Origin of the sequence: Rhodococcus sp. IEGM 1341, from assembly GCF_030056895.1 — a bacterium.
Classification (GTDB): Bacteria; Actinomycetota; Actinomycetes; order Mycobacteriales; family Mycobacteriaceae; genus Rhodococcoides.
The window spans coordinates 317,376-339,223 of the sequence record NZ_JASHKV010000004.1 but is presented as its reverse complement, the minus strand read 5'-3'; the positions used below and the strand labels follow the sequence as shown (position 1 = coordinate 339,223).

Below are 21,848 nucleotides of genomic sequence, written 5' to 3'. Positions count from 1 at the left end.
TCGGGGCCTGTGCAACCATGGTCAGTGGTCTTCTTCTCTCCACGACCGCACAGAGCCACTACTCGAACTGGATGGGGTACTTCTCGGTATGGACGGCACTGCTCTCGATCGTCTCGGCTCGCCATCGGATGTGTCGGCTGTTGCCGGCGGTGACGGCGAGCCCGAACTGACAGTTCAGAGACTGCTGTTCGACGGCCCGTCGCCCCTGGTCAGTGCCGATATGTACAGCTCTGTCGGTAAGGGAAATGCCGAGCGCACCCGCACGGGCGTCCGTATCGCCAAGCGCAGCGTGCTGCACACCAACAGCTACTTCGGACGGTTCCCGGCCAGCTACTGGCAGCGGTGGACCACCGTCACCGAGGTGGTGTTCCGTGCGACCGTCGCCGGTGCCGGGCGGATCGATCTGGTGGGCACGGACTACAAGGGTCACGAGCGCACGATGGCCAGTACAACGGTCGATTCCGCGAACTCGTCGACTCAGTTGGCCGTTCCCGTCGCCACGACGCAGTTCCTCGACGGCGGCGCGCTGTACGTCCGCTTCACCACCACATCGAGCGAGTTGTCGGTACAGGACGCGGAGTGGACCGTCGCCGCGCCGGAGAAGCTGCGTCCCACCTCGGTGGTGATCTGCACGTTCAACCGCGCGGACGACTGCGCCAACACCGTCGCTGCCATGGCCGACGACCCCATAGCGCTACTCGGCGTCGACAACGTCTACGTCGTCGATCAGGGCACCGATCAGGTGCAGACGCGCGAGAAGTTCCAGCGCGTGGCGGCCCAGCTCGGCGACAAGCTCGTCTACATCACCCAGCCCAACCTCGGCGGTGCCGGCGGGTTCACTCGTGGGCTCTACGAGGTGCAGGGCAAGGGCGGCGATCCGGCCAACGTCATCTTCATGGACGACGACGTGCTGTGCGAGCCCGAGGCGATAGTGCGGATGAACTCGTTCGCCAACATGACCGTCGAGCCGGCGATCATCGGCGCGCAGATGCTCTACCTCTTGCACCCCGATCGCGTGCATGTCGGTGCCGAGGTGGCGAACCTGCAGAAGCTCGAAGCCGGAGTGCACGTCAAGAACGCAATTTCGGACAAGAGCGCGTTCAAGCGCAAGCGCCAGCAGGACGTTCGCGTCGACGCCGGCTACAACGGCTGGTGGTCGTGCCTCATCCCGTCCGAGATCGTCGGCCAGGTCGGCTACCCGCTGCCGCTGTTCTTCCAGTGGGACGACATCGAGTACGGATACCGTTCTCGTGCAAATGGTTTCGCGACAGTCACGCTGCCCGGTGCAGCTGTATGGCATGCCGACTTCGCGTGGAAGGACTGGGACGAGTGGCACCGCTACTTCAACCTGCGCAACGGCATGATCACCGCCGCCCTGCACATCGAGCTCGACGGTAGGACGCTCGCCAAGCAGCTGTTCACCGATCTGCTGCGGTACCTGGTGTCGATGCAGTACGGCATGGCGTACACGCTGATCAAGGCCGTCGAGGACTTCCTGGCCGGTCCGGAAAATCTGCTCGACGGCGGCATGGACGCTGCCGGTTCCATCCGACGCGAACGTGCTGCGTACGGAGAAACCAAGCGGCACAACGCCAACGACGTTCCCGGGGTGCGTCCGGCGGATATGTTCATCACCCCCGCGGGACCGCACCCGAAGAAGAGCATGGAATTCGCCGTGTTGGCCAAGCGGATGCTCAATCAGTGGCGCGGCACGGTGAACCCCGGTCCGGTCGCCATCTCCGCCGACGACGCCCACTGGTGGCACGTCTCGCTGTTCTCCCACGCGATCGTCACCGATCGCTCGCAGGAGGGCGTCCGAGTTCGCCAGCGCAACAAGCAACATGCGGTCGAGCTGCTCAAGCGCGGCGTGACCGCACTCAAGCGTCTGCGCACCGAAACCCCGACGGTCGCTGCGTCGTACCGCGCAGCGGTGCCCGAGCTGACGAGCCGAGAGAACTGGGCTCGCCTCTACGGCCAGTAGCTATTTCGCGCGAACTGTCGGGGCCGTGCGAATGCGTACGACGACCTGTTCGTTGTCGGCGGTGTAGCCGAGGTAGTCGAACTCGGTACCGGTGCGTGCGACGAATTCCGTCCACGCCCGGTACTCGTGGTTGCGCCAGCCGGGGAAGTTGAAGTACTCGTCGAACACGATCACCGTGCCCACCGCGAGTCGATCGGCCACCAGATCCAGCACGGTGACCGTCGACGAGTACAGGTCGGCGTCCAGGTGCAAGAACGCCAACTTCTCGTGATGGCCCTTCAGGAAGCCCGGCAGCGAGTCCTCGAACAACCCGGGGACGATCTGTGCGCCCGGCACTTCGGGGATGGTGTCCTGCTCGAAGAGACCCTTCGGGAAACCGGTGCGCCAGGTTTCGGGGAGGCCGGAGAACACGTCGAATCCGGCGACGACGGTGATGTCCTTGCGTGAGCTCAATTCCTCGGCGATGATCTCGAGCGTCGTTCCGCTGGCGACGCCGAATTCGAGTGCCATGCCGCGAATGGAGACCTCGCCGAGGGCGAACCGCAGCGTCGCGTGCGGCCGCAGGAACGTGGGGGCCTGCGGCATCATCTCTTCGGCGAATTCCGCGCTCTGGGCGGCTGCTTCGACGTCGGAGGCGTACGGAATATCGCGACGCATCCGCATCTCGAGGCCGCGGATGAACGCGTGCAGATCGTCGATCTCACGCCGCTGGCGTTCGAGGACGTCGAGCAATTTCGCCTGCTGATCGCTGGTCTGTTCGGCCAGCTGAGCGGTCTGCTGAGCCAGAACCTCGCCGATCGCCCGTTGAAGCTTCTCCCGTGCCGACGACTTGATGCGATCAGCGAGCTTCCGAGGTTCCGTCATGGGCACACGGTAGCGGTATCACGCGGGTCCGCGCACCCCATGACGAGCGGTGCTAGGGCCTACGGAAGTGTTCCCGACGCCCCAGCCCGCGCAACCGGAACCATTCGGCCAGACCCTTCGGGTTACGGGTGGTGATCAGGAAGAACCAGGTGAACCGAATCCACTCTTGCGGCAACAGCTTTCGCATGCCGGGCTGCGACATGAGGTAGCCGCGATTGCGGTACGTGAAGTAGCGCTTGGTCGCGTCCTCCGGGTACTGCGTGTGCATCCGGCCGCCGAGGATCGGCTTGAACTCCTCGGCTCCGTTGGGATGGACGTAGGCGGCGGTGAGGCAGGTGCCGAACTTCAAGCCCGATCGCTGCAATCGACGATGCACTTCCACCTCGTCGCCGCGCACGAACAGCCGTAGATCGGGCACGCCCACTGCGTCGATCGTCGACGCCTTGAACAGCGCTCCGTTGAACAGGGAGGCGATGCCTTCGAGAAGGTCGTCGTCCGGGTTCGTCGGGTCGATCAATTCGGACCGCAGCCGACGCCATTCGACGCCGCGGCGCAGCGGAAAGGCCAGCCGGTCCGGATCGTCGATGTCGCAGACGACCGGGGAGACCTCGTCGAGGCCGTGGGTGAGAGCGCAGTCGTAGAGAGTCTCGAGCACCTTCGGGCCCTCGGGGCGGCCGTCGTCGTCGGCGAGGAACACCCAATCCGCGCCGAGCGAGAGCGCATACAGAATCCCGAGCGCGAACCCGCCCGCGCCGCCCAGATTGTGCTGCGAGCCGAGATACGTCGTCGGCAGGTCGATCGATTCCACCAGTTCGCGTACGGCCGGCTCGTCGGCGTTGTCGACGACGACAAGATGATCGAGCGGACGAGTCTGTGCGCCGATGACATCGAGCGAGAGAGCCAACAACTCACGCCGCTTGTGCGTGACGATGACCCCGACAATCTTGTCAGCCACCGGCATTGTCTTCCCGCTCGATCTCTTTCAGGATCTGCGCGACGTGGTCTCCCGCGTCATCACCGTCGTATGCCCGCACCACGTCCTCGATGCCGCCCTGTTGGCGAATCTGGCCGTGATCGATCCACATCGCGGTGTCGCACAGCTGAGCCAGGAATTCGTTGGAGTGGCTGGCGAACACCAGGATTCCCGAGCGCTTCACCAACTCCTGCAGGCGGTGACGCGCCTTCTTCATGAATTCCGCGTCCACGGCTCCGATGCCCTCGTCGAGCAGCAGGATCTCCGGGTCGATGCTGGTGACCACGCCCATCGCGACGCGCACGCGCATGCCCGTGGAGTAGGTCCGCAGCGGCATGTCGAGGTAGTCGCCGAGTTCGGTGAAGTCGGCGATCTCGTCCATCTTCGCGAGCATCTGCTTGCGCGTCTGGCCGAGGAACAGGCCGCGGATGATGATGTTCTCGTAGCCGGAGATCTCCGGGTCCATACCGACGCCCAGATCGAACACCGGCGCGACGCGGCCGCGGATGGTGGCGCTGCCTCGCGTCGGCTCGTAGATGCCCGAGAGCAGCCGCAGCAGCGTCGACTTGCCCGCACCGTTGTGACCCACCAGTCCGACGCGATCGCCGTCCTTCAGGTTCATCGTGATGTTCTTGAGAGCTTCGACGACGACGACGTCGGACGAGTTGCGGTCGATCGCACCACCGGCCTTGCCGAGGAACGCCTTCTTCAGTGACCGCGTCTTGGCGTCGAAGATCGGGAAGTCGACGCACGCGTCGTGAGTGCTGATGCTGATGGACAACTCGAATACCCCTAAACCCAGTAGGGCACGCGGGCCCGGTACTTCTTGAGTGCGACGATGGCCAGCGCCCAGCCGACGACGGTGAACCCGAGCACGATGTACCAGTGGTACGCCTGCTGATCCTCGCCGATCAGTGGGGCCCGGATGATGTCGAGGTAGTGGAAGAGCGGGTTGATCTCGACGAGCTTGGCGCGGTTCGCGGCCTCGCCGCCCATGGACTGCAGGCCTGAGGTGGTCCACACGATCGGCGTCATGAAGAACATCAGCGTCACGAAGCTGCCGAGGATCGGGGCGATGTCGCGGTAGCGGGTGGCGACGATGCCGAACAGAATGGACACCCACACGGCATTGAGCAGAATCAGCACCAGCGCGGGGATCGCGAAGATCACGGTCCAGTGCAGCCCGCCCTCGGGCCAGAAGATCGCGATGATGATCACGTAGATCAGCATGTTGTGACCGAACAGCAGCAGCTGACGCCACACCAGGCGATAGACGTGCACGCTCAGCGCACTGGGCAGCTGTTTGATCAAGCCCTCGTTCGCGACGAAGACGTCTCCGCCTTCGAGGATCGCGGCGCTGATCAGTCCCCAGACGATCAGGCCGACGGTGACGTGTGGCAGGAACTCGCGCAGATCGATGTTGAGCAGGACCGAATACAGCAGACCCATCGCGATGGCCTGCACGCCGGTGGCGATGGTGATCCAGAACGGACCGATCACCGACCGGCGGTACCGCTGCTTGATGTCCTGCCAACCGAGATGCAGCCACAGCTCGCGCTGGTTGAAACCGGTTTTCAGGTCGCCGAAAGCGCGCCGATAAGTCTGTGAGTCCGAAACCGGAGCAGGCATCTGGTCTCCTGCCTCGCTCTCGGGATCCTTCGCTGGTGCCGACACGACGGTCGACACTACCTCTCTTCGGAGACTGCGCTCATTCCGAGCTTGCTACAGATACTGGCCGGTACCGCCGCCGCCGTGGCCCCCGCCACCCTGGCCGCCACCCGGGGCACCCATCACACCGGGAGGCAACGCGCCCTGCCGCATCTGTTCGAGTTGAGCCCGCGCGGCCATCTGCTGAGCGAACAGGGCCGTCTGGATGCCGTGGAACAGACCTTCGAGCCAGCCGACGAGCTGAGCCTGCGCGATGCGCAGTTCCGCGTCGGTGGGGACGACGTCGTCGCCGAAGGGCAGTACCAGGCGCTCGAGCTCGTCGCGCAGTTCCGGTGCGAGGCCCTGTTCGAGTTCGTGGATGGACGACTTGTGGATTTCCTTCAGCCGCGTCCGGCTCGCGTCGTCGAGCGGCGCGGCGCGCACCTCCTCGAGCAGCTGCTTGATCATCGTGCCGATGCGCATCACCTTCGCGGGCTGCTCGACCATCTCCGACAGGCCCGATCCATCGTCCGATCCTTCGTTCGCGGAGGATCCGGCGGCGCGGGCCGCAGCGGCCGTCGCTTCCTCGCGGCTCAGGGCGAGCGGTTCCCCGTTGGGGCCGATCACAACGACATGGTCATCGGGCGCGCTGTTCGGCTCGGATTGAGTCATATATCCATCATTACGCCTCGCTCGCCGTTGCGCGATCGTCAGGGGCGATTATCCTGGTTCGGTCGTCGGGAACAGTGGAGGCCGGGAGGATCGAGCGTGCGAGGTGGGCAACCGTTCCCTGGGGAAACAGGACGTGGAACACATGCTTCACCGGTCGGCGCTTAGAGTGTCCGGCATGGGTTACGACGTCGCGCGAGTGAGAGGTTCCATCCCCTCGCTCGGTGACGGGTGGATTCATCTCGACCCTCAGCTGGGGATGCTGATCCCGGACCGCGTGTCGACCGCTGTGTCCACCGCATTTCGGCACAGTGCCTCCAATCATTCGGCCGGCAACACCTCGGCCAAGCGCAGTGCAGCTCTGCTGGAATCCGCCCGCGTCGCGATCGCCGATCTGGTCGGTGCCTATCCGTCCGGTGTCGTCATCGGCCCGGACCGCGCGACGCTGCTGTCCTGGCTCGCGGACTCGATGAGCTCGCGGCTGGGCCTGGGAACCGGTCTGGTGCTCTCACGTCTGGACGAGGAAGCAAACGTCGCACCGTGGCTGCGGGTGGCCAGCCGGTCGGGCGCGCATGTCCGATGGGCCGAGGTCGAGATCGATACGTGCGAATTGCCCACCTGGCAGTTCGACGATCTGATCACCTCCACCACTCGGCTCGTCGCCGTCACTGCTGCGTCGCCGATCGTCGGTAGTGCGCCCGATGTTCGGGTCGCGGCGGATCTGGTGCACGAGGTCGGTGGGCTGATCGTGGTCGACGCGGCCGGAGCTGCCCCCTACGCCCACGTCGACATCAAGGAACTCGGGGCCGACATCGTCGCGATCGACACCGCCGCTTGGGGTGGGCCGTCGGTCGGTGCGTTGATCTTCCGCGATCCGACGCTGCTGGAACAGTTGCCGTCGATGTCGCTCAATCCGTCGGCCAAGGGGCCGGCGCGGCTCGAGGTCAGCAGTCACCAGTACGCGTTGTTGGCCGGCGTGGTCTCGTCCATCGACTACCTGGCCAATCTCGACGACGCAGCGACCGGGACGCGTCGCGAGCGCCTCGAGCTGTCGATCGGATCGCTGCAGCACTACCACGACGGTCTGTTCGATTACCTGATGAAGGCGCTCGGTTCGCTGGACCACGTGATGGTGCTCGGCAATGCACCGACGCGCATCCCCACTCTGAGCTTCACCGTCGAGGGCATGCCAGCGGTGAAGGTGTCCGAGCAACTCGCGCAGGCCAGAATCGGCAGTGTCAGCGGAGTCCACGGTGGCAGTCGGTTGCTCGACGCGTTGGGCGTCAACGACGAGGGTGGTGCCGTCACCATCGGTCTGGCTCCGTACACCACCCGCTACGAGATCGATCAACTCGTCAAAGCGCTCACCGCCCTCGCCCTCTGAGAGCGGCTGTGCCGCACGCGCACGAGGAGCCTCCGGGTCGTTCCGCAGGCTCCACTCCGGCCTCGTAGCCCACTACGAGGTTCCGCGCACGACCGCTGAGCTGCGCTACTGGATTCGCAGAATCACTTTTCCGATGGTCTCGGCCTCGTCGAGCATTCGATGTCCTTGCGCCGCTTCGGTTATCGGAATCTCGGCGTGCACGACGGCGGTCACGCGGCCCTCGGAGATCATCGGCCACAGGTGTGCGGTCATCTCTGCGACGATGTTCGCTTTGCTCGACGGCCCAGTTTCGGGTCGGCCACGCAATCCGGCTGCGTGCACCGAGCCGCGCTTGGCGAGGAGTTTGCCGAAGTTCAGCTCGCCCTTCACGCCGCCCTGCATACCGATGGTGACGACGGTGCCGTCCATGGCCAATGCGTCGAGGTTGCGGTCGAGGTATTTCGCGCCCATGTTGTCCAGGATCAGGTCTGCTCCGTGATCCTCTGTCTGTGAACGGATCTCGGTGACGAAGTCCTGGTTCTTGTAGTCGATCAGGATGTCGGCTCCGAGGTCTGCGCACATGTCCAGCTTGTACTTGGATCCGGCGGTGACGGCGACGGTTACGCCCATCTGTTTGGCCAGTTGGATTGCGTGCGTGCCGATTCCACTGCCGCCGCCGTGGATGAGCAGTACCTGCCCCGAACGCATGTGTGCGTCCATCACCAGGTTGGACCACACCGTCGAGGCGACTTCCGGAAGTGCCGCTGCGACATGTAGATCGAGGCCCTGCGGAATGGGGAAGAGTTGGGTGGCGGGTACGGCGACCTGCTCGGCGTAGCCGCCGCCGGCCAGCAGCGCACAGACCCTGTCTCCGACGTTCCAGCCGCTGACGCCCTCGCCGAGTTCGGAGATGATGCCCGAGCACTCGAGTCCGAGGATGTCGCTGGCCCCCGGAGGCGGTGGGTAATTGCCCTGACGCTGCATCAGGTCGGCGCGGTTGACGGCGGTGGCCGAGACATCGATGATCACCTGTCCGCGGCCGGGGCGGGGGTCGGGGACCTCGGTCCATTCCATGACGTCGGGATCGCCGAATTCTTTCAGTGTGATGGCACGCATGTCTCCATAGTGCGCCTCCGGCGCAGTGGTGCGGTTAAGTGCCCTCTGGAGCGCTTAACCGCACCACTGCCGCAGGCACCTTTACAGGTCCCAGAGATTGATTCCGAAGTCCTCGGCATGCGTGTCGATCTCGGCGAGTTCGGCGTCGGTGAAGTCCAGGTTCTTCAAAGCCGCCACGTTGTTCTCGAGCTGTTCGACGCTCGATGCGCCGATCAGTACCGACGTCACGCGTGGGTCGCGCAGGGCCCAGCTCAGCGCGAGTTGTGCGAGGGATTGGCCGCGGGTGGCGGCAATGTCGTTCAACGCCCGGAGATGTCCGATGTGGTCATCGGTGAGCCAATCCGGATTCAGTGATTTACCCTGCGCTGCTCGCGAATTCGAGGGAACACCGTCGAGGTACTTGTCGGTGAGCATGCCTTGGGCCAAAGGCGAGAAGGCGATGACGCCCGCGCCCACCGCGTCGAGGGTAGCGAGCAGTTCGGGTTCGATCCACCGATTGACCATCGAGTAGCTGGGCTGATGGATCAGCAGGGGAACACCCGCTTCGGCGAGCAGGTCTGTCATCTTCTGCGTGCCCTCGGGCTTGTACGAGCTGATGCCCGCGTACAGGGCTTTGCCCTGCTGCACAGCGCTGATCAGTGCGCCTGCTGTTTCTTCGATCGGGGTGTCGTGGTCGGGGCGATGGCTGTAGAAGATGTCGACGTGGTCGAGTCGCATTCGGGTCAAGGATTGTTCGAGCGAGGACAACAGATATTTGCGAGAGCCGCCGAAGCCGTAGGGGCCGGGCCACATGTCCCAGCCGGCCTTGCTGGAGATGATCAGCTCATCGCGGTATCCGGCGAAATCTTCGGAGAAGATGCGGCCGAAGTTCTTCTCCGCGCTGCCGTACGGCGGGCCGTAATTGTTGGCCAGATCGAAATGCGTGATGCCGAGATCGAATGCGCGACGCAGGATCGCGCGCTGGTTCATCAGCGGTACGTCGTCACCGAAGTTGTGCCACAGTCCCAACGACACTGCCGGAAGTCGGGGGCCCCGTGAGCCCACTCGGCGGAACAGCATGGACTCGTAGCGATCGTCGGCGGCAACGTACGGCGGGTCGATGTAGGGATCGGTCATACCTCGACCATAGGGCGCTCCGCCGAACGGGGCCTCGAACCGCCTCAACCTACTCGTGGGTAGATTTCCCGCCTAAGATGACACGCGTGACGGCCGAATTAGCCATTGGTCCCGGGGGGGACCCGCAGTGGCTCGACACTGCGGAAATGAAAGCATGGCGCGCCTATATGGACGGCGGGCAACGATTGATGGGGGTATTGAACAAGGATCTGCAGGATCGCCACGATCTGTCGATGGCCGAGTACCGCATCCTGGTGATGTTGTCGGAATCGGTCGACGGCTCCATCCGAATGAGTGAGCTCGCCGACGGTGTCCTGTCCTCGAGAAGTCGCCTGACGCATCAGATCAGGCGAATGGAACTGCAGGACATGGTGTCTCGCAGTACCTGCGTCAACGACGGCAGAGGCGTGCTGGCGGTGATCACCGAGGAAGGGCGTCGGCGATTGTCGGAGGCGGCACCCACGCACGTCCGCGGCGTCCGGCAGCACCTCGTCGACATCCTCTCGCCCCACGAACTCGAGGTGCTGGGCGACATCTTCGAGAAGGTCGACGCCGCGATGGACGCGTCCGGCTCGACACCGCGACGGTGAGGGGCGATTGGGCCTCGGGCCGCTCGGCCGTTTAAGATCGCACACGGAAGCGTGGCAGAGCGGCCCAATGCACTCGCCTTGAAAGCGAGAGACGTGTAAAAGCGTCCGGGGGTTCAAATCCCTCCGCTTCCGCCACATGTTCGTCGTTCACGCCCGGTCCACCCGCGAGGGTGGGCCGGGTGTTTCCGTGTCGGGTGTTTTCGTGTCGGAGAAGCCGAGCGAGGTCGTTGTCCTCGGGCATTCCGACCGGATTCAGCGGGGCTCTCCCGCGTGAGCTGATAGATGGGACAATCGATCGATGAGACATATTGAGACAGTTCGAGTTTCGGACGGCCAGATGCGATTGGCTCAGCAAGTGTCTCTGGATCTGGTCTGGCCGCCCACCGGTGTTCCGGGCTTTGTGTACTTCGGTGACGGAGGAGCGCTGATCAGCACGGGGATTTCAGGTGGTTTCGTGAGCGTCGAGCTGCGAATGCTCGAAGGTGAACCTGAACTGGATCTCCACTCGTGGGAAGACATCGACGAGGGCGACCTGCGAACCAAAGCGGGAGGCATTCGCCTGTCGGCGGGTATGGAGTTCAAGAATTGGATACCCGGAGGCCGCGAAGGCCTGACTCCTCGTGGTCCAGGGCTTCATCGGGTCCGTGTCAGTGCCACCGGTAGAAACTCGAACTACGACTTGGTAGTAGACGACGATCAACCCGTCGAGTCCTACTCGATCGAGATCTGGCAGGCGCAGTCTTCATCAGCGTCGATCGTACATAAGCACTCGTCGGGCAGGTAGAGGTCGAACACGGGACTCCCGACGGGCTGGTATCGATCCCGACTCAGTGGGTACTACCTGCGAATGAGTGAAGAAGCGCGGCGCAACGATGGCGACAACGAGGGACCTCTGGAAGAGGAACTCGAGGAAAGTTTCGACGCTGTCGTCTCCGAAGGTGCAGAGCGATTGCACCGGACCGTGCGCACAGTGCTGATCACCGGATTCTTCGGCGGGCTCGAAGTTGCTCTGGGTGTGATGGCCTATCTCGCGGTGCTGGACGAGACCGGAAGTCATCTGCTGGCGGGCCTTGCGTTCGGCATCGGCCTGGTGGCCATCTATCTCGCGCATGGTGAGCTGTTCACCGAGGACTTCCTGATGCCGATCGCGGCGGTGGTTGCCCGCGACGGAACACCTCTGCAGCTGGCGAGGCTGTGGGTCGGAACGTTGCTGGCGAATCTGCTGGGCGGTTGGTTCGTTATGTGGTTGATTGCACACGCGTTTCCGCAGTGGCTCGAGGTGCTGTCCGAGGCGGCACATCATTTCGTCGACGCACCGCTGAATCTCCAATCGATCTGCCTCGCCGTTCTCGGCGGCAGCACGATGACGTTGCTGACTCGCATGCAGCAAGGAACAACCTCTGATGTCGCGCGGATCATTGCTGCCATGGCGGCAGGGTTCCTGCTGGCCGGATTGCAGTTGTTCCACTCGATTCTCGATTCCTTGCTGATTTTCGGAGCCATCCACGCGGGTGCGGACGTGAGTTACCGAGACTGGATCGATTGGTTCGGCTACACAGTGCTCTTCAACATCATCGGGGGCGTCGTGTTGGTCACTGCGCTGCGCTTGGTGCGCACGAAGGAACTCGTGAAGTCCGAGCGTGATCGACATCCCGAGTAGCCGAGCGGAGCCGGAAGTCACGGGCCGACATCTGGTACCCACCGCTCCAGGCCTAATCCGGTCTCGAAGCGTCGCGGGGCTTTCGAGATCGGGTCCGTGAATTCGAGTACACTGGCGAGTAATTGGAGCGGGTCGGTGAAATCGTCGACGGCTCGGCCGGTGGCTGTCGGGTAGAGATCGTCGCCGAGGATGGGCACGCCGAGTGCATTCATGTGCAATCGCAGTTGATGGGTGCGGCCGGTCACCGGTGTCAGTCGATAGCGACCGAGTCCGTCTCGATGCTCCAGTAGTTCGACGGTGGTGTGCGCGTTGGGTTCTCCGTCGACCTCGTGGGCGGTGAATTGCCCCTTCTCCGAGACGATTCGACTGCGAACGACGGTCGGCAGGGTGAGCGACGGGTCGTAGCGCGCGATTGCCTCGTACTCCTTGCGGACCTCGCGATCCTGGAAGAGCGTTTGATACGCGCCGCGCAGTGTCGGATCCACGACGAACAGGACCAGGCCAGCGGTCACACGATCGAGCCGGTGAGCGGGCACCAGTTGCGGCAGTTCGAGTTCGAGACGCAATCGTACGAGCGCGGTCTGCAGAATATGTCCGCCGCGGGGGATGGTCGACAGAAAGTGAGGCTTGTCGATCACGAGCAACGCGTCGTCCCGGTGCACGATCGAGATATCGAACGGCACAACGGTTTCCGGCGGTAGGTCGCGGTGGAACCAGACCGCCTCGCCGGGAACGTATGGAGCGTCGAAGGAGATGGGGCCGGCCATGTCGACGATGTCACCGGCGGCGAGCATGGCGTCGATCCGGTGCGGGGGAATGCGTGACTCCGTAGCGGTGAGGAAGTCACGAACAGTGAGCCAGGGGCCGTCCTCGGGCATCCGAATTCGGGCGGGATCGAGACCGTACCGCTTCGCCAGGGGCGGTTGCTGGCGTCGTCTCACCGGATGAGCGTATCCGCCCGCCGAGACCGCACTTGTGCAGACAAATCAGTGCCATCTACCTGCACAAGTGCGAACTCGCTACTCGCAGCCGATGCCGTCGTTGTCGCGGTCGAGATGAGGTCCGTAGCCGTACTCGTCCCGATAGACCGGGTCGGCTCCGGCGTCGCGCGCCGCGTCGCAGTTCTCGTACTGGAATGTGCCGCCCTGACGGGGTGCGGGCGCGGGAGCTGCCAGTGGGGCCGGGGGTGGGGGCAGGAGAACCGGGCAGAACTGGGCCGAACCACTGTTGCAGAGGAAGTCGGTGATCGGATCGGCCGACGCTACGGCCGGGGCGGTGACCAGGGCGGCCGCCGCGATCACGCCGCTGATGCCGATCTTGACCAGCAGGTTCTTCGTCTTCATGGAACTCCAATCGAGGGGATGTGATGTGGAGCATCCTCGGCGAATTGTTGAACTGTCAATCAAGTCATTCGAGTGACCTACGCCAGAGCGCACACGGGCAATCGTGTTTGGAACCCGTCGATTCGGCGTATCTACGAACGTATGAGCGAAAACGAGCAGGTCAACCAGAACCCCGAGAAGGATCCCGACGATTGGGTCACCGGCGACGAGCCGATGACCGGCCCGCAGAAGAGCTACCTGAGCACTCTTGCGCAGGAAGCGGGCGAGGAAGTTCCCGAGGGTCTCAACAAGGCGCAGGCGTCGGAAATGATCGACAAGCTGCAGGGCGAGACCGGCCGCGGCTGAGACTCCCAGAGGTCCACTCGATGTGACATCGACCCCCGAAAAGTCCACCAAATGTCACATCGAGTGCCTTCGCGGTAGCGGTGTCCGCGAGGACATCCGACCAGGTAGACCGTTATGTCTCGAGTACATGTAACAAAGGATCACGCGGACTTTTGTACCCGTGTATCCGCGGCTATTGTGAGCGAACCCACAGCTTTAGCGTGCGCGCATATCGGTGGGTACGTTGAGTGACGGATGTTGTTTGTGTTGCGCCCCGTGAGGGTGCGCCGGGGGAGGATGGGCAATCTGATGCACCGTCGAGTGTTGGCAGTAGCGGGAGCTGCTCTGGCAGTGTCGCTGCTGGGGTCGGGTCTCGCCGGGGCGCAGCCGCTCCCCGATACCGGCAGTTCCGATGGCGCCGGTGCGGCTCCTGGCATCGCAGCTCAGTCCCAGCCGTTGCCCTCGGCGCGCATCGATCGGGTGGACATGCTGACCGACCGCCGCGCTGCCGTGTGGGTGGAGTCGCCGGCCATGGGCCGCGCCATCCAGGTCCAGGTTCTTCTTCCGGCCGCGCAGGCGGTGTCTCGTCCGACGCTGTACATGCTCGACGGTGTGAGCGCGGGCAAAGAATCCGATTACAAGGAAAGCACCTGGACGCAGAAGACCGACATCGTCGACTTCTTCGCCGACAAGCAGGTCAACGTCGTGCTCCCGGTCGGTGGATCGAGCAGCTACTACACGGACTGGAACGTGCCGGACCCGGTGCTGGGCGTCAACAAGTGGGAGACGTTCCTGACGTCGGAGTTGCCGCCGCTGATCGATGCGCGCTTCTCCGGTAACGGCACCAACGCGATCTCGGGTGTCTCGATGGGTGCCCAGGCCGCGATGGACCTGATGACACGTCACCCCAGCCTCTACACCGGCGTCGCCGGCCTGAGCGGTTGCTACGACAATTCGCAGACCAACTTCAAGGACGCGGTGCGCGCCACCGTCGCCACCAACGGCGGCAACGCAACCAACATGTGGGGCGAGAACACCGATCCCAAGTGGGTCGAGCACGATCCGTCGCGTAATGCCGAGGCGCTCCGCGGCAAGGACGTCTACCTGTCCGTCGGCACCGGCCTACCCGGTCCGTACGAGCTAGGCCCCGGTGGCAGCGGAGTCGAGAGCGCCCTGATGGGTGGACCGCTCGAGGCTGCCGCGCTCTACTGCACAACGGTGTTCGATACTCGGCTCCGGTCGCTGGACATCCCCGCGACAGTCGTCTACCGCCCGTACGGCATCCATCAGTGGCCGTACTGGCAGGACGACCTGCGTGAATCCTGGCCGACGCTCGAGCGCGCGCTAGGCCTGTAGAGCGAACTTCAGAAACGCGTCGTTCTCGTGCGGGTCGCCGATGGTGACCCGCACTCCGTCGTTTCCGTAGGCGCGCAGCAGCACGCCCTGTTCGGCTGCAGCAGCAGCGAATTCACCCGAGCGTTCGGCCAGCGGCAGCCAGACGAAGTTGGACTGCGATGCGCCGACGTCGTAGCCGCCCGCAACGAGCGCGTCGCGCGCACGATCCCGTTCCGCGATGAGGGCATCGGTGCGGGCCAGCAGCTCTGCCGACGCCTCGAGCGACGCCACCGCAGCCTGCTGGGCAACGGTGCTGACAGCGAAGGCGATCCGCACCTTCGACAGTGCCGTGATCACCTCGGGATCGGCCACCGCGTAGCCCACCCGCAAGCCGGCGAGTCCGTAGGCCTTCGAGAACGTCCGCAGCACGATCACATTGCGTCGTCCGCGTGCCAGCTCCACTCCGTCGGTGTGGTTGCCTGCGTCGGGACGGGTGTACTCGAAGTAGGCCTCGTCGAGGACCACGAGAATGTTCGACGGCACCGCATCGAGAAACGCCTCGAGCTTGTCGCGCTGAACGACGGTTCCGGTCGGGTTGTTCGGGTTGCAGACGAAGATCAGCCGGGTGCGGTCGGTGATGGCGGCGAGCATCGCGTCGAGGTCGTGCACGTGGTCGGCGGTCAACGGAACCAACACGGGTGTCGCGCCTGCGACGCTGGTGACGATGGGGTACGCCTCGAACGAGCGCCACGCGAACAGCACTTCGTCGCCGGGACCGCAGGTGATCTGTACGACCTCCTGGCACAGCGAAACCGAACCACTGCCGACGGCCACGTTCTCCGCGGCGACTCCGAGCTTCTTCGCCAGTGACTCGACGAGCGCGGTCGCTCGATTGTCGGGGTAGCGGTTGACGCCACCGACGGCCTCAGCGATCGCGTCGCGCACGCTCGGCAGTGGCCCCTGCGTCGTTTCGTTGCTCGCCAGTTTGATCGCACCCGGAAAAGTGCGTCCGGGAACGTAGGCGGGGATGGCGTCGAGGTCGGGGCGGATGCGCGCGGTCACGGCTGCCATTATGCGCTCAGGTTCGGGGTTGACTTCTGCGCGTCCGTGATATTGCTGTGCACGACCGGACCGATCGTCCTATCTTCGATAAGTATGTCGGGAATATTGAGCGACGTCGCAGTTCTTCGGTCCGCCTCCGCGCCCACGGTCGGTGCGGACGACGTGGTGGACACGACCGCGCACGAATCACCCCCGCGTGAGAAAGTGCCGTTGACGGCTGTCGAACCCGATGGTCCACCTCGCGGCGGAATCGTCGTGCTGCACGAGGCACGTGAGGTGCCCGAGTCTCTACTCGACCTGCTGCGCGCACTCGCGCTTGAAGGCTGGCTCGCCGTCGCGCCGAACCTGTTCCACCGAGGCCACGGCGACGACAAGGAAGTGTTCGGCGACGACCTCTTCGCGGACTTCGATGCCACCTCCGACTGGCTCGTCCAGCGCGGTGTCTATCCCGATTGTGTCGGGGTGATCGGGTTCGACGACGCAGGCACAGCAGCGTTGATCGTGGCCACCAGCCGTCCGGTCGGGGCGGCGGTCAGTGTTGCTGCCGCCGGCATCGTCGAACCGCTCAACTCCGACGCTGTCGCGTTGGTCGAGGCCGCACCCAAGCTGCAGGCCCCCTGGCTCGGTCTCTACGGCGAGGACGACCCGCACACCCCACCGGAACACATCGAAGCCCTTCGCGACGCCGCCACGCGCGCCTCAGTGGCCACGAACGTCGTCAGCTATTCGGGGCTGAAGCATCGAGCCGACCATCCCCGCGAACAACCCGGCAGCTCCGATCACAGCGACCCCGCAGCGGCCGCGCTAGTGGACGCGCAGACCCGAATCTTCGACTGGTTCGACAGCTTCATGCGCTGAAGAGCAACAAGCGTCTTTTACGCGAACGACGCGCGAACCATAGGCGTCGACCAGCCGTTTTGCCTTCTGGCCTCCGCTGTGGGTAATCTCTTTCCTCGGCGGTCCGAGAGGGCCGGCAGCCTAGGAGGCGTGCCAGAGCGGCCGAATGGGAGTCACTGCTAATGACTTGTCCTTTCACCGGGACCGGAGGTTCAAATCCTCTCGCCTCCGCCACGAACGGTAGATCGTTGCCGTTCAGCTGGACCAGTTGAATAACTGAACATGCGCCCGTAGCTCAACGGATAGAGCACTTGACTACGGATCAAGAGGTTAGGGGTTCGAATCCCTTCGGGCGCACAGAAGAAGAAGCCCCGAACTGCAGCGATGCGGTTCGGGGCTTTTTCGTTGCCCTCGAGTGGTGCGGCGGTGGAGCTCTGATCTCGACAATCAAAACAAACCGGGCGTAGGGTTTGATGACGTCGTCGAGGGAGTTCACGTGAGCGATCGTCCGGGTAGAATCTCGAACGAACGGGCTCGGCTGGACGGCGTCGGTGCCGATTCTCGACCGCATGCCGTCACCGCGTGGTTGTCCGTCCCTCTGTTGCTCATCGCGGCTTTGTTCATCGGCGCGTTGCCGTTCTACGTTCGGCAGCCGCTCGGTTCCGGGGAGTCGGTATCGAGTCCGATGTGGTTCGGCGGATCCGCGTATCTCGCATCACCGGTAGCGGGTCTCTACTGGCTGATCGCACTGCCGGTGTGCATCGGGGCAGTTGCTCTCTACTGCACGTGGTGTGAACGTAGATCAGGTGCCGAATTGCACGTTCGTCTGTGGCTCGCGGTCAGCGTTGGATTGTGTGTTGCCACAGTCGTTGCCGTGCGGAGCGGACTGCTGTTCTTCCTGGGCAACTTGACCATTCGTGGACTGCTACCGCTGTTGACGATGTCGGCAGCGGTGTTGATCTGGGGTGTTGCTCTGCGATCGCGCGTAGTGATCGGGGTGGGAGTCGTGGCCGTCGCGGCGAGCCTGGTGTCGAACCTCTACAACGTGGAGAACCTTGTACCGCAACAGTTCACGTTTGACCCTCGCTTCAGTCTGTGGTCGAACATCATGCTGACGGCGTCCGTCTTCGTAATCGGCGCGCTGGTTGCCGCGTTTACCGTCCGACGCAGCGATGGGGGTCAGTCCTGAGAGCGGTCACGTATGAACACAGCCCAGAACAGTGTGTAGAGCCCCCATGCGGTGGTACTGGCCAGGACTACCCACCAGAATCCGATGTCGTACACGACGAGCGCGACAAACTGACAGATGAACAGGCATACGTAAAATACTCGCCAAAAGCGCTGCTCGCGCCGAGCGGCCGAAGAAAGTCCCCGCTCCACATAGTCGACCGGGCGCATGGGTTCCACCACCCCACGTTCTCACAAGTCGTTCGCGGAGTCAGCCGGTCGGGCTCAACCCAGAACGCCGTCGACGACAAGTGCGCCGGCGAAGATCAGCAGCAGAACACCTACTCCGAGTTCGAGGTTGGCCAGTCCTCGCGGGCCGAGGTTGCGAAAAGCCCTGACGCCGAACAGGACCAGTATCGGCAGATAAAGAACCCCGACCAGGACGTCGGCGGCACCCAGGACGTCGGCGGCACCCAGGACTCCGAGTTGCATAGCGAAGGCCACGAGGACGATCGGTCGACGAACTGCGGCAACACGGCGACGAAGAACAGGATCACCTTCGGGTTGGTCAAGTTGGTGACGAAGGTACTTCGGAAGGCGCGTCGACGGGCATGGCTACCGGATACCGACTCGGGGCCGACGGTGAGGGAACTCCCGCCTGAACGCCTCGTGCCGACGCTCGCCATCAGCGCCCGAATACCGAGGTAGGCGAGATACACGGCCCCAAGGATTGCAAGGACGGTGAGGATGCCGGGAAGCGCGACGATCAATGCCGACAGGCCAACCGCGCTGACGAGCATATGCACGGCCAAGCTGCACAATGCGCCGGCAGCTGCTGCCATCGCGACGATCCGCCCTTTCACGCTCGAGCGCAGGATCATCACAGTGTCGGGCCCGGGGGAGATGTAGCTGGCCAACACCAACGACAAGAAGACGGCCCACTGCACACTCACGGGTGCTCGATCTCCTGTCGGTTCTTGGTCGGGTGATGGATAACCATAGAGTGCATCGGCGGCGTCGGCGAAGGGGAATCCGTGCATCGCGACGCTGTGTGCAATGTCCCGGTTCGGGTGCTGCTCCGACGTCTCGTGGATCGTCACTGCCGCATCGAAATCGACTGTTCCAGGTCGAGCTCGTCTGCCATCATGACGCCGTGAAGATCGTGTCGATCAATGCGTGGGGTGGTGCCATGTACGACGAGCTCGTCGCCTGGCTGAAAACCGTTGAGGCCGATGTCATTTGTCTTCAGGAGGTCACTCGCACTCCGCATCGATCGGGCTGGGCGACGTTCGCGGACGGTGAGCGCACTCTGCCGCAACGGCTGAACTTGTTCGACGACGTGTCGGCGGTGCTTCCCGGATATACACCGCATTTCGTCGCGAACGACGCGGGGCCTGTCACGGACGGTGACGGCACCGAGTTGAGGCAGGACTTCGGCATCGCCACCTGGGTGCGTGACGACGTTCCCGTCGTAGGAATCGATGCCAGGTTCGTTCACTCCCGGTTCGTCGATCACGCGGAGTGGAACGTTGACGACCGACCGCGAGCTGCCCTGACGATCACCGTTCGCGATCGCGTAGCCGAAAGCTTCATCTCTGTCATCCAATTGCACGGGCTGCGAGATCCAATAGGCAAGGGCGACAGTCCCGCTAGGTTCGAGCAGGCCCAGAAGCTAGCGGAGATCGTCGAGCATGTACGGGCGGTGAGTGACGAAATCGTCCTGTGCGGAGACCTGAATCTGCTGCCGTCGAGCGAGACGTTCAGGTTGCTGGCCGAGCATGGGATGACCGACATGGTGGGATCGACAGATACCCGAACGTCGAGGTACACGAAACAAGTGCGCCGTGCCAGCTATCTGCTGGTGTCCTCGCCGTTCGCGGTACGCAGATTCGAGGTCGTCGCCGCGCCGGAGGTGTCCGATCTCCGAGCACTTGCGCTCGACCTCTGAGGGCCGGGTCCTGGTTCGAGCTCGGCGCGATGCCCGTCTCGGGCAGGTAACAACTCGGCTGCAGCGGTGGACAGGCCGGCTCGAGTAAAGAATTGTTAAAGTTCGGCGGCGGCACGCCCCAACGACCGCGCAGGAACCGAATCCGACGAACCGTGCCGTCGAGGATGGTGACGGCAACCGTGGACACACTTGCTCGCAAACTGGGCCTCAGAACCGACAATCACATCTTCTTCGTGTCGGCCGGCCTCACGATCACACTGCTGGTTCTGTTCCTCGTCTTCCAGGACTGGGTGGGAAACGCGTTCGGTGTCGGGAGGGAGTGGATCGTCACCAATCTCGGCTGGTTCTTCATCATCGGCGTCACGGTGTGGCTGGTGTTCCTGATCTGGGTTGCCGTCAGTAAGTACGGTCATCTGCGGCTCGGTGAGGACGACGACAGACCCGAGTATTCGAACCTGTCGTGGTTCGCAATGCTCTTCGCCGGCGGAATCGGCACTGTGTTGATGTTCTGGGGTGTGGCAGAACCGATTTCGCATTTCTCCGCGCCGCCGTTCGATGACGTGGAGCCCTACAGTGTCGAAGCATCCCAGGATGCGATGAGTATCTCGCTCTATCACCTCAGCTTGCACACCTGGGCGATCTTCACGTTGCCAGGGTTGGCATTCGGCTTCTTCATCTACCGGTACAAGCTGCCGATGCGCGTGTCGTCGGTGTTCTATCCGATTCTGAAGGAACGCATTTCGGGTCCGATAGGCAAGACGATCGATGTATTCGCAGTATTGGGCACGATCTTCGGACTGGCAGTGTCGTTGGGGCTCGGTACTTCTCAGATCAACGCCGGACTGAGTGAGCTTGTCGGGCTTCCCGATGCCGTGTGGGCGAAGGTGCTGATCATCGGCGTACTCACTGTGGTTGCGACGATTTCGATTGCCGTCGGGTTGGACAAGGGCGTGCGTCGCCTCTCCAACCTGAACATCCTCGTCGCGGTCGGTTTGATGATCTTCGTCCTGATCGCGTCGGACACCGTCTTTCTGCTGCGCCAGGTGTTCGAGAGCTTCGGCAATTACGCACAGGACATCGTTCCGCTGTCCTTCTGGAACGACGCCATGGCCGAGTTCACCTCCGACGGCGGGTGGGGATGGCAGGGTGGTTGGACCGTCTTCTACTGGGCGTGGACCGTCACCTGGGCCCCGTTCATGGGCGTCTTCCTCGCACGAATTTCGCGGGGCCGCACCATCCGCCAGTTCGTCGCCGGAGTTCTGGTTGCGCCGTCACTGTTCACACTGGTGTGGTTCGTCGTATTCGGCTGGTCTGCAATGAGAATCGACGGAATCGGTGGCAACGGTGGTTCGATCTCGGACGCTGTGTCCGAGAGCGTTCCGTTGGCGATGTTCACGTTCTTCGAGAACTTCCCTGCGGCGACTTTGGTTCAGGGGATCGCTGTGGTGGTCGTGGCGCTGTTCTTCGCGACATCCTCGGACTCGGCATCGCTGGTGATCGACATGCTGTGCTCCGGTGACGGTGAAGCGGGCCCCGTGCGGCAGCGAGTGTTCTGGGGCGTCACCGAAGGCGCGGTGGCCGCAACGCTGATCGTGCTCGGCGGTGAGGCGGGACTGCAAGCCCTGCAGCAGGTCATCACCGTGATCGGACTGCCGATCTTCATTCTGGTGTCGCTGATGATCATTGCGTTGGTGATGGGACTGCGTGCCGAGCGAGTGAAGGTTGTACCGCTCACGAGGGAACAGTTCATGGAACATAACGGCCAGACGTCGCGCACCGAGTCCGAGAAAGTGCGCTCGTCGAGCTTGGCAAAAGACTCGGAGGTCACACAGGGTAGTTCGGACATCGATTAA

22 protein-coding genes, 3 tRNA genes and 1 pseudogene are annotated in these 21,848 nt (G+C 63.4%); 14 read left to right on the top strand and 12 right to left on the bottom strand.

Annotated elements, in window-relative coordinates; translation table 11 throughout:
* Window positions 1–88 precede the first annotated feature (88 nt).
* Entirely contained in the window at window positions 89–1,981 is a 1,893-nt protein-coding gene (locus tag QM615_RS12930; protein ID WP_149407120.1) for a glycosyltransferase, read from the top strand.
* Here QM615_RS12930 and QM615_RS12925 read toward each other — a convergent pair whose 3' ends face one another.
* The 5 genes from QM615_RS12925 to QM615_RS12905 are packed head-to-tail and all read right to left on the bottom strand — an operon-like array spanning window position 1,982 to window position 6,137.
* Window positions 1,982–2,845, bottom strand: a complete 864-nt coding sequence (locus QM615_RS12925; RefSeq protein ID WP_068054857.1) for a TylF/MycF/NovP-related O-methyltransferase — start codon at window positions 2,843–2,845, stop codon at window positions 1,982–1,984. It abuts the gene before it with no gap.
* 52 nt (window positions 2,846–2,897) lie between these two features.
* Window positions 2,898–3,806: a galactofuranosyltransferase GlfT1 gene (gene glfT1 / locus QM615_RS12920; protein WP_149407121.1), complete on the bottom strand. Its 909-nt coding sequence runs from the start codon at window positions 3,804–3,806 to the stop codon at window positions 2,898–2,900.
* On the bottom strand, window positions 3,793–4,599 hold the full coding sequence (gene wzt, locus QM615_RS12915; protein WP_149407122.1) for a galactan export ABC transporter ATP-binding subunit Wzt/RfbE: 807 nt from the start codon (window positions 4,597–4,599) through the stop codon (window positions 3,793–3,795). Before wzt ends, glfT1 begins: the two co-directional genes overlap by 14 nt.
* Before the next feature lie 11 nt (window positions 4,600–4,610).
* Complete coding sequence (gene wzm / locus QM615_RS12910) at window positions 4,611–5,492, bottom strand: galactan export ABC transporter permease subunit Wzm/RfbD (protein ID WP_068054868.1); 882 nt, start codon at window positions 5,490–5,492, stop codon at window positions 4,611–4,613.
* Window positions 5,493–5,540: 48 nt separating this feature from the next.
* The gene (locus QM615_RS12905) at window positions 5,541–6,137 is read right to left on the bottom strand and encodes a bacterial proteasome activator family protein (RefSeq protein WP_068054864.1); all 597 of its coding nucleotides are present in this window, start codon (window positions 6,135–6,137) and stop codon (window positions 5,541–5,543) included.
* A gap of 175 nt (window positions 6,138–6,312) precedes the next feature.
* Between QM615_RS12905 and QM615_RS12900 the strand changes: the two genes are divergently transcribed.
* Entirely contained in the window at window positions 6,313–7,518 is a 1,206-nt protein-coding gene (locus QM615_RS12900; protein WP_068054866.1) for a cysteine desulfurase-like protein, read from the top strand.
* 105 nt (window positions 7,519–7,623) lie between these two features.
* On the opposite strand, the gene QM615_RS12895 is transcribed toward QM615_RS12900, so the two are convergent.
* Together QM615_RS12895 and mgrA are read right to left on the bottom strand one after the other, a co-directional pair.
* Window positions 7,624–8,613, bottom strand: a complete 990-nt coding sequence (locus QM615_RS12895) for an NAD(P)H-quinone oxidoreductase (protein ID WP_149407123.1) — start codon at window positions 8,611–8,613, stop codon at window positions 7,624–7,626.
* Between the two features lie 81 nt (window positions 8,614–8,694).
* A complete protein-coding gene (gene mgrA / locus QM615_RS12890; RefSeq protein ID WP_068054872.1) occupies window positions 8,695–9,729 on the bottom strand; it encodes an L-glyceraldehyde 3-phosphate reductase in 1,035 nt (344 codons plus the stop codon).
* A 77-nt stretch (window positions 9,730–9,806) separates the two neighbouring features.
* Here mgrA and QM615_RS12885 point away from each other — a divergent pair, with 77 nt between their 5' ends.
* From QM615_RS12885 to QM615_RS12870, 4 genes are all read left to right on the top strand, one after another.
* Window positions 9,807–10,319 (top strand): MarR family winged helix-turn-helix transcriptional regulator, encoded by a 513-nt coding sequence (locus QM615_RS12885; protein WP_068054875.1) that lies wholly within the window; start codon window positions 9,807–9,809, stop codon window positions 10,317–10,319.
* Between the two features lie 45 nt (window positions 10,320–10,364).
* Window positions 10,365–10,454, top strand: a tRNA-Ser gene (locus tag QM615_RS12880).
* Between the two features lie 319 nt (window positions 10,455–10,773).
* Window positions 10,774–11,103, top strand: coding sequence for a hypothetical protein (locus tag QM615_RS12875; protein WP_149407124.1), 330 nt, complete (start codon window positions 10,774–10,776; stop codon window positions 11,101–11,103).
* 63 nt (window positions 11,104–11,166) lie between these two features.
* Window positions 11,167–11,979, top strand: a complete 813-nt coding sequence (locus tag QM615_RS12870; protein ID WP_068054878.1) for a formate/nitrite transporter family protein — start codon at window positions 11,167–11,169, stop codon at window positions 11,977–11,979.
* Between the two features lie 17 nt (window positions 11,980–11,996).
* Here QM615_RS12870 and QM615_RS12865 read toward each other — a convergent pair whose 3' ends face one another.
* Window positions 11,997–12,920, bottom strand: coding sequence for a pseudouridine synthase (locus tag QM615_RS12865; protein ID WP_188078760.1), 924 nt, complete (start codon window positions 12,918–12,920; stop codon window positions 11,997–11,999).
* 78 nt (window positions 12,921–12,998) lie between these two features.
* Complete coding sequence (locus QM615_RS12860; protein WP_068054881.1) at window positions 12,999–13,322, bottom strand: excalibur calcium-binding domain-containing protein; 324 nt, start codon at window positions 13,320–13,322, stop codon at window positions 12,999–13,001.
* A 141-nt stretch (window positions 13,323–13,463) separates the two neighbouring features.
* Between QM615_RS12860 and QM615_RS12855 the strand changes: the two genes are divergently transcribed.
* Together QM615_RS12855 and QM615_RS12850 are read left to right on the top strand one after the other, a co-directional pair.
* Window positions 13,464–13,667 (top strand): DUF3072 domain-containing protein, encoded by a 204-nt coding sequence (locus tag QM615_RS12855; RefSeq protein ID WP_032395510.1) that lies wholly within the window; start codon window positions 13,464–13,466, stop codon window positions 13,665–13,667.
* Between the two features lie 288 nt (window positions 13,668–13,955).
* Window positions 13,956–15,002, top strand: a complete 1,047-nt coding sequence (locus QM615_RS12850; protein ID WP_128646485.1) for an alpha/beta hydrolase — start codon at window positions 13,956–13,958, stop codon at window positions 15,000–15,002.
* Here QM615_RS12850 and hisC read toward each other — a convergent pair.
* Window positions 14,991–16,043, bottom strand: a complete 1,053-nt coding sequence (gene hisC, locus QM615_RS12845; RefSeq protein WP_149407125.1) for a histidinol-phosphate transaminase — start codon at window positions 16,041–16,043, stop codon at window positions 14,991–14,993. The genes QM615_RS12850 and hisC overlap by 12 nt on opposite strands.
* Before the next feature lie 93 nt (window positions 16,044–16,136).
* Between hisC and QM615_RS12840 the strand changes: the two genes are divergently transcribed.
* From QM615_RS12840 to QM615_RS12825, 4 genes are all read left to right on the top strand, one after another.
* Window positions 16,137–16,901 (top strand): dienelactone hydrolase family protein, encoded by a 765-nt coding sequence (locus QM615_RS12840; RefSeq protein ID WP_068054886.1) that lies wholly within the window; start codon window positions 16,137–16,139, stop codon window positions 16,899–16,901.
* A 123-nt stretch (window positions 16,902–17,024) separates the two neighbouring features.
* A tRNA-Ser gene (locus tag QM615_RS12835) sits at window positions 17,025–17,114 on the top strand.
* A 50-nt stretch (window positions 17,115–17,164) separates the two neighbouring features.
* A tRNA-Arg gene (locus QM615_RS12830) sits at window positions 17,165–17,237 on the top strand.
* 139 nt (window positions 17,238–17,376) lie between these two features.
* Complete coding sequence (locus tag QM615_RS12825; RefSeq protein WP_149407126.1) at window positions 17,377–18,069, top strand: hypothetical protein; 693 nt, start codon at window positions 17,377–17,379, stop codon at window positions 18,067–18,069.
* A 263-nt stretch (window positions 18,070–18,332) separates the two neighbouring features.
* On the opposite strand, the gene QM615_RS12820 is transcribed toward QM615_RS12825, so the two are convergent.
* Window positions 18,333–18,551, bottom strand: coding sequence for a hypothetical protein (locus QM615_RS12820; RefSeq protein WP_262498518.1), 219 nt, complete (start codon window positions 18,549–18,551; stop codon window positions 18,333–18,335).
* A gap of 56 nt (window positions 18,552–18,607) precedes the next feature.
* A pseudogene (locus QM615_RS22445) lies at window positions 18,608–18,928 on the bottom strand (LysE family translocator); the annotation flags it as partial.
* Between the two features lie 272 nt (window positions 18,929–19,200).
* On the opposite strand from QM615_RS22445, the gene QM615_RS12815 reads away from it, so the two are divergent.
* Together QM615_RS12815 and QM615_RS12810 are read left to right on the top strand one after the other, a co-directional pair.
* Window positions 19,201–19,995 carry an endonuclease/exonuclease/phosphatase family protein gene (locus QM615_RS12815; protein WP_149407128.1) on the top strand — a complete coding sequence of 265 codons (795 nt, stop codon included), beginning with the start codon at window positions 19,201–19,203 and terminating at the stop codon, window positions 19,993–19,995.
* A 179-nt stretch (window positions 19,996–20,174) separates the two neighbouring features.
* A complete protein-coding gene (locus QM615_RS12810) occupies window positions 20,175–21,848 on the top strand; it encodes a BCCT family transporter (RefSeq protein ID WP_262498519.1) in 1,674 nt (557 codons plus the stop codon).

Excerpts from the sequence above, each read along its gene's own strand:
- QM615_RS12895 (WP_149407123.1), bottom strand. The coding sequence starts at position 8,613 with ATGCGTGCCATCACACTGAAAGAATTCGGCGATCCCGACGTCATGGAA.
- QM615_RS12855 (WP_032395510.1), top strand. The coding sequence starts at position 13,464 with ATGAGCGAAAACGAGCAGGTCAACCAGAACCCCGAGAAGGATCCCGAC.
- QM615_RS12860 (WP_068054881.1), bottom strand. The coding sequence starts at position 13,322 with ATGAAGACGAAGAACCTGCTGGTCAAGATCGGCATCAGCGGCGTGATC.
- QM615_RS12885 (WP_068054875.1), top strand. The coding sequence starts at position 9,807 with ATGACACGCGTGACGGCCGAATTAGCCATTGGTCCCGGGGGGGACCCG.
- QM615_RS12870 (WP_068054878.1), top strand. The coding sequence starts at position 11,167 with ATGAGTGAAGAAGCGCGGCGCAACGATGGCGACAACGAGGGACCTCTG.
- QM615_RS12840 (WP_068054886.1), top strand. The coding sequence starts at position 16,137 with ATGTCGGGAATATTGAGCGACGTCGCAGTTCTTCGGTCCGCCTCCGCG.
- QM615_RS12925 (WP_068054857.1), bottom strand. The coding sequence starts at position 2,845 with ATGACGGAACCTCGGAAGCTCGCTGATCGCATCAAGTCGTCGGCACGG.
- QM615_RS12900 (WP_068054866.1), top strand. The coding sequence starts at position 6,313 with ATGGGTTACGACGTCGCGCGAGTGAGAGGTTCCATCCCCTCGCTCGGT.
- QM615_RS12850 (WP_128646485.1), top strand. The coding sequence starts at position 13,956 with ATGCACCGTCGAGTGTTGGCAGTAGCGGGAGCTGCTCTGGCAGTGTCG.
- glfT1 (WP_149407121.1), bottom strand. The coding sequence starts at position 3,806 with ATGCCGGTGGCTGACAAGATTGTCGGGGTCATCGTCACGCACAAGCGG.
- QM615_RS12930 (WP_149407120.1), top strand. The coding sequence starts at position 89 with ATGGACGGCACTGCTCTCGATCGTCTCGGCTCGCCATCGGATGTGTCG.
- QM615_RS12905 (WP_068054864.1), bottom strand. The coding sequence starts at position 6,137 with ATGACTCAATCCGAGCCGAACAGCGCGCCCGATGACCATGTCGTTGTG.
- mgrA (WP_068054872.1), bottom strand. The coding sequence starts at position 9,729 with ATGACCGATCCCTACATCGACCCGCCGTACGTTGCCGCCGACGATCGC.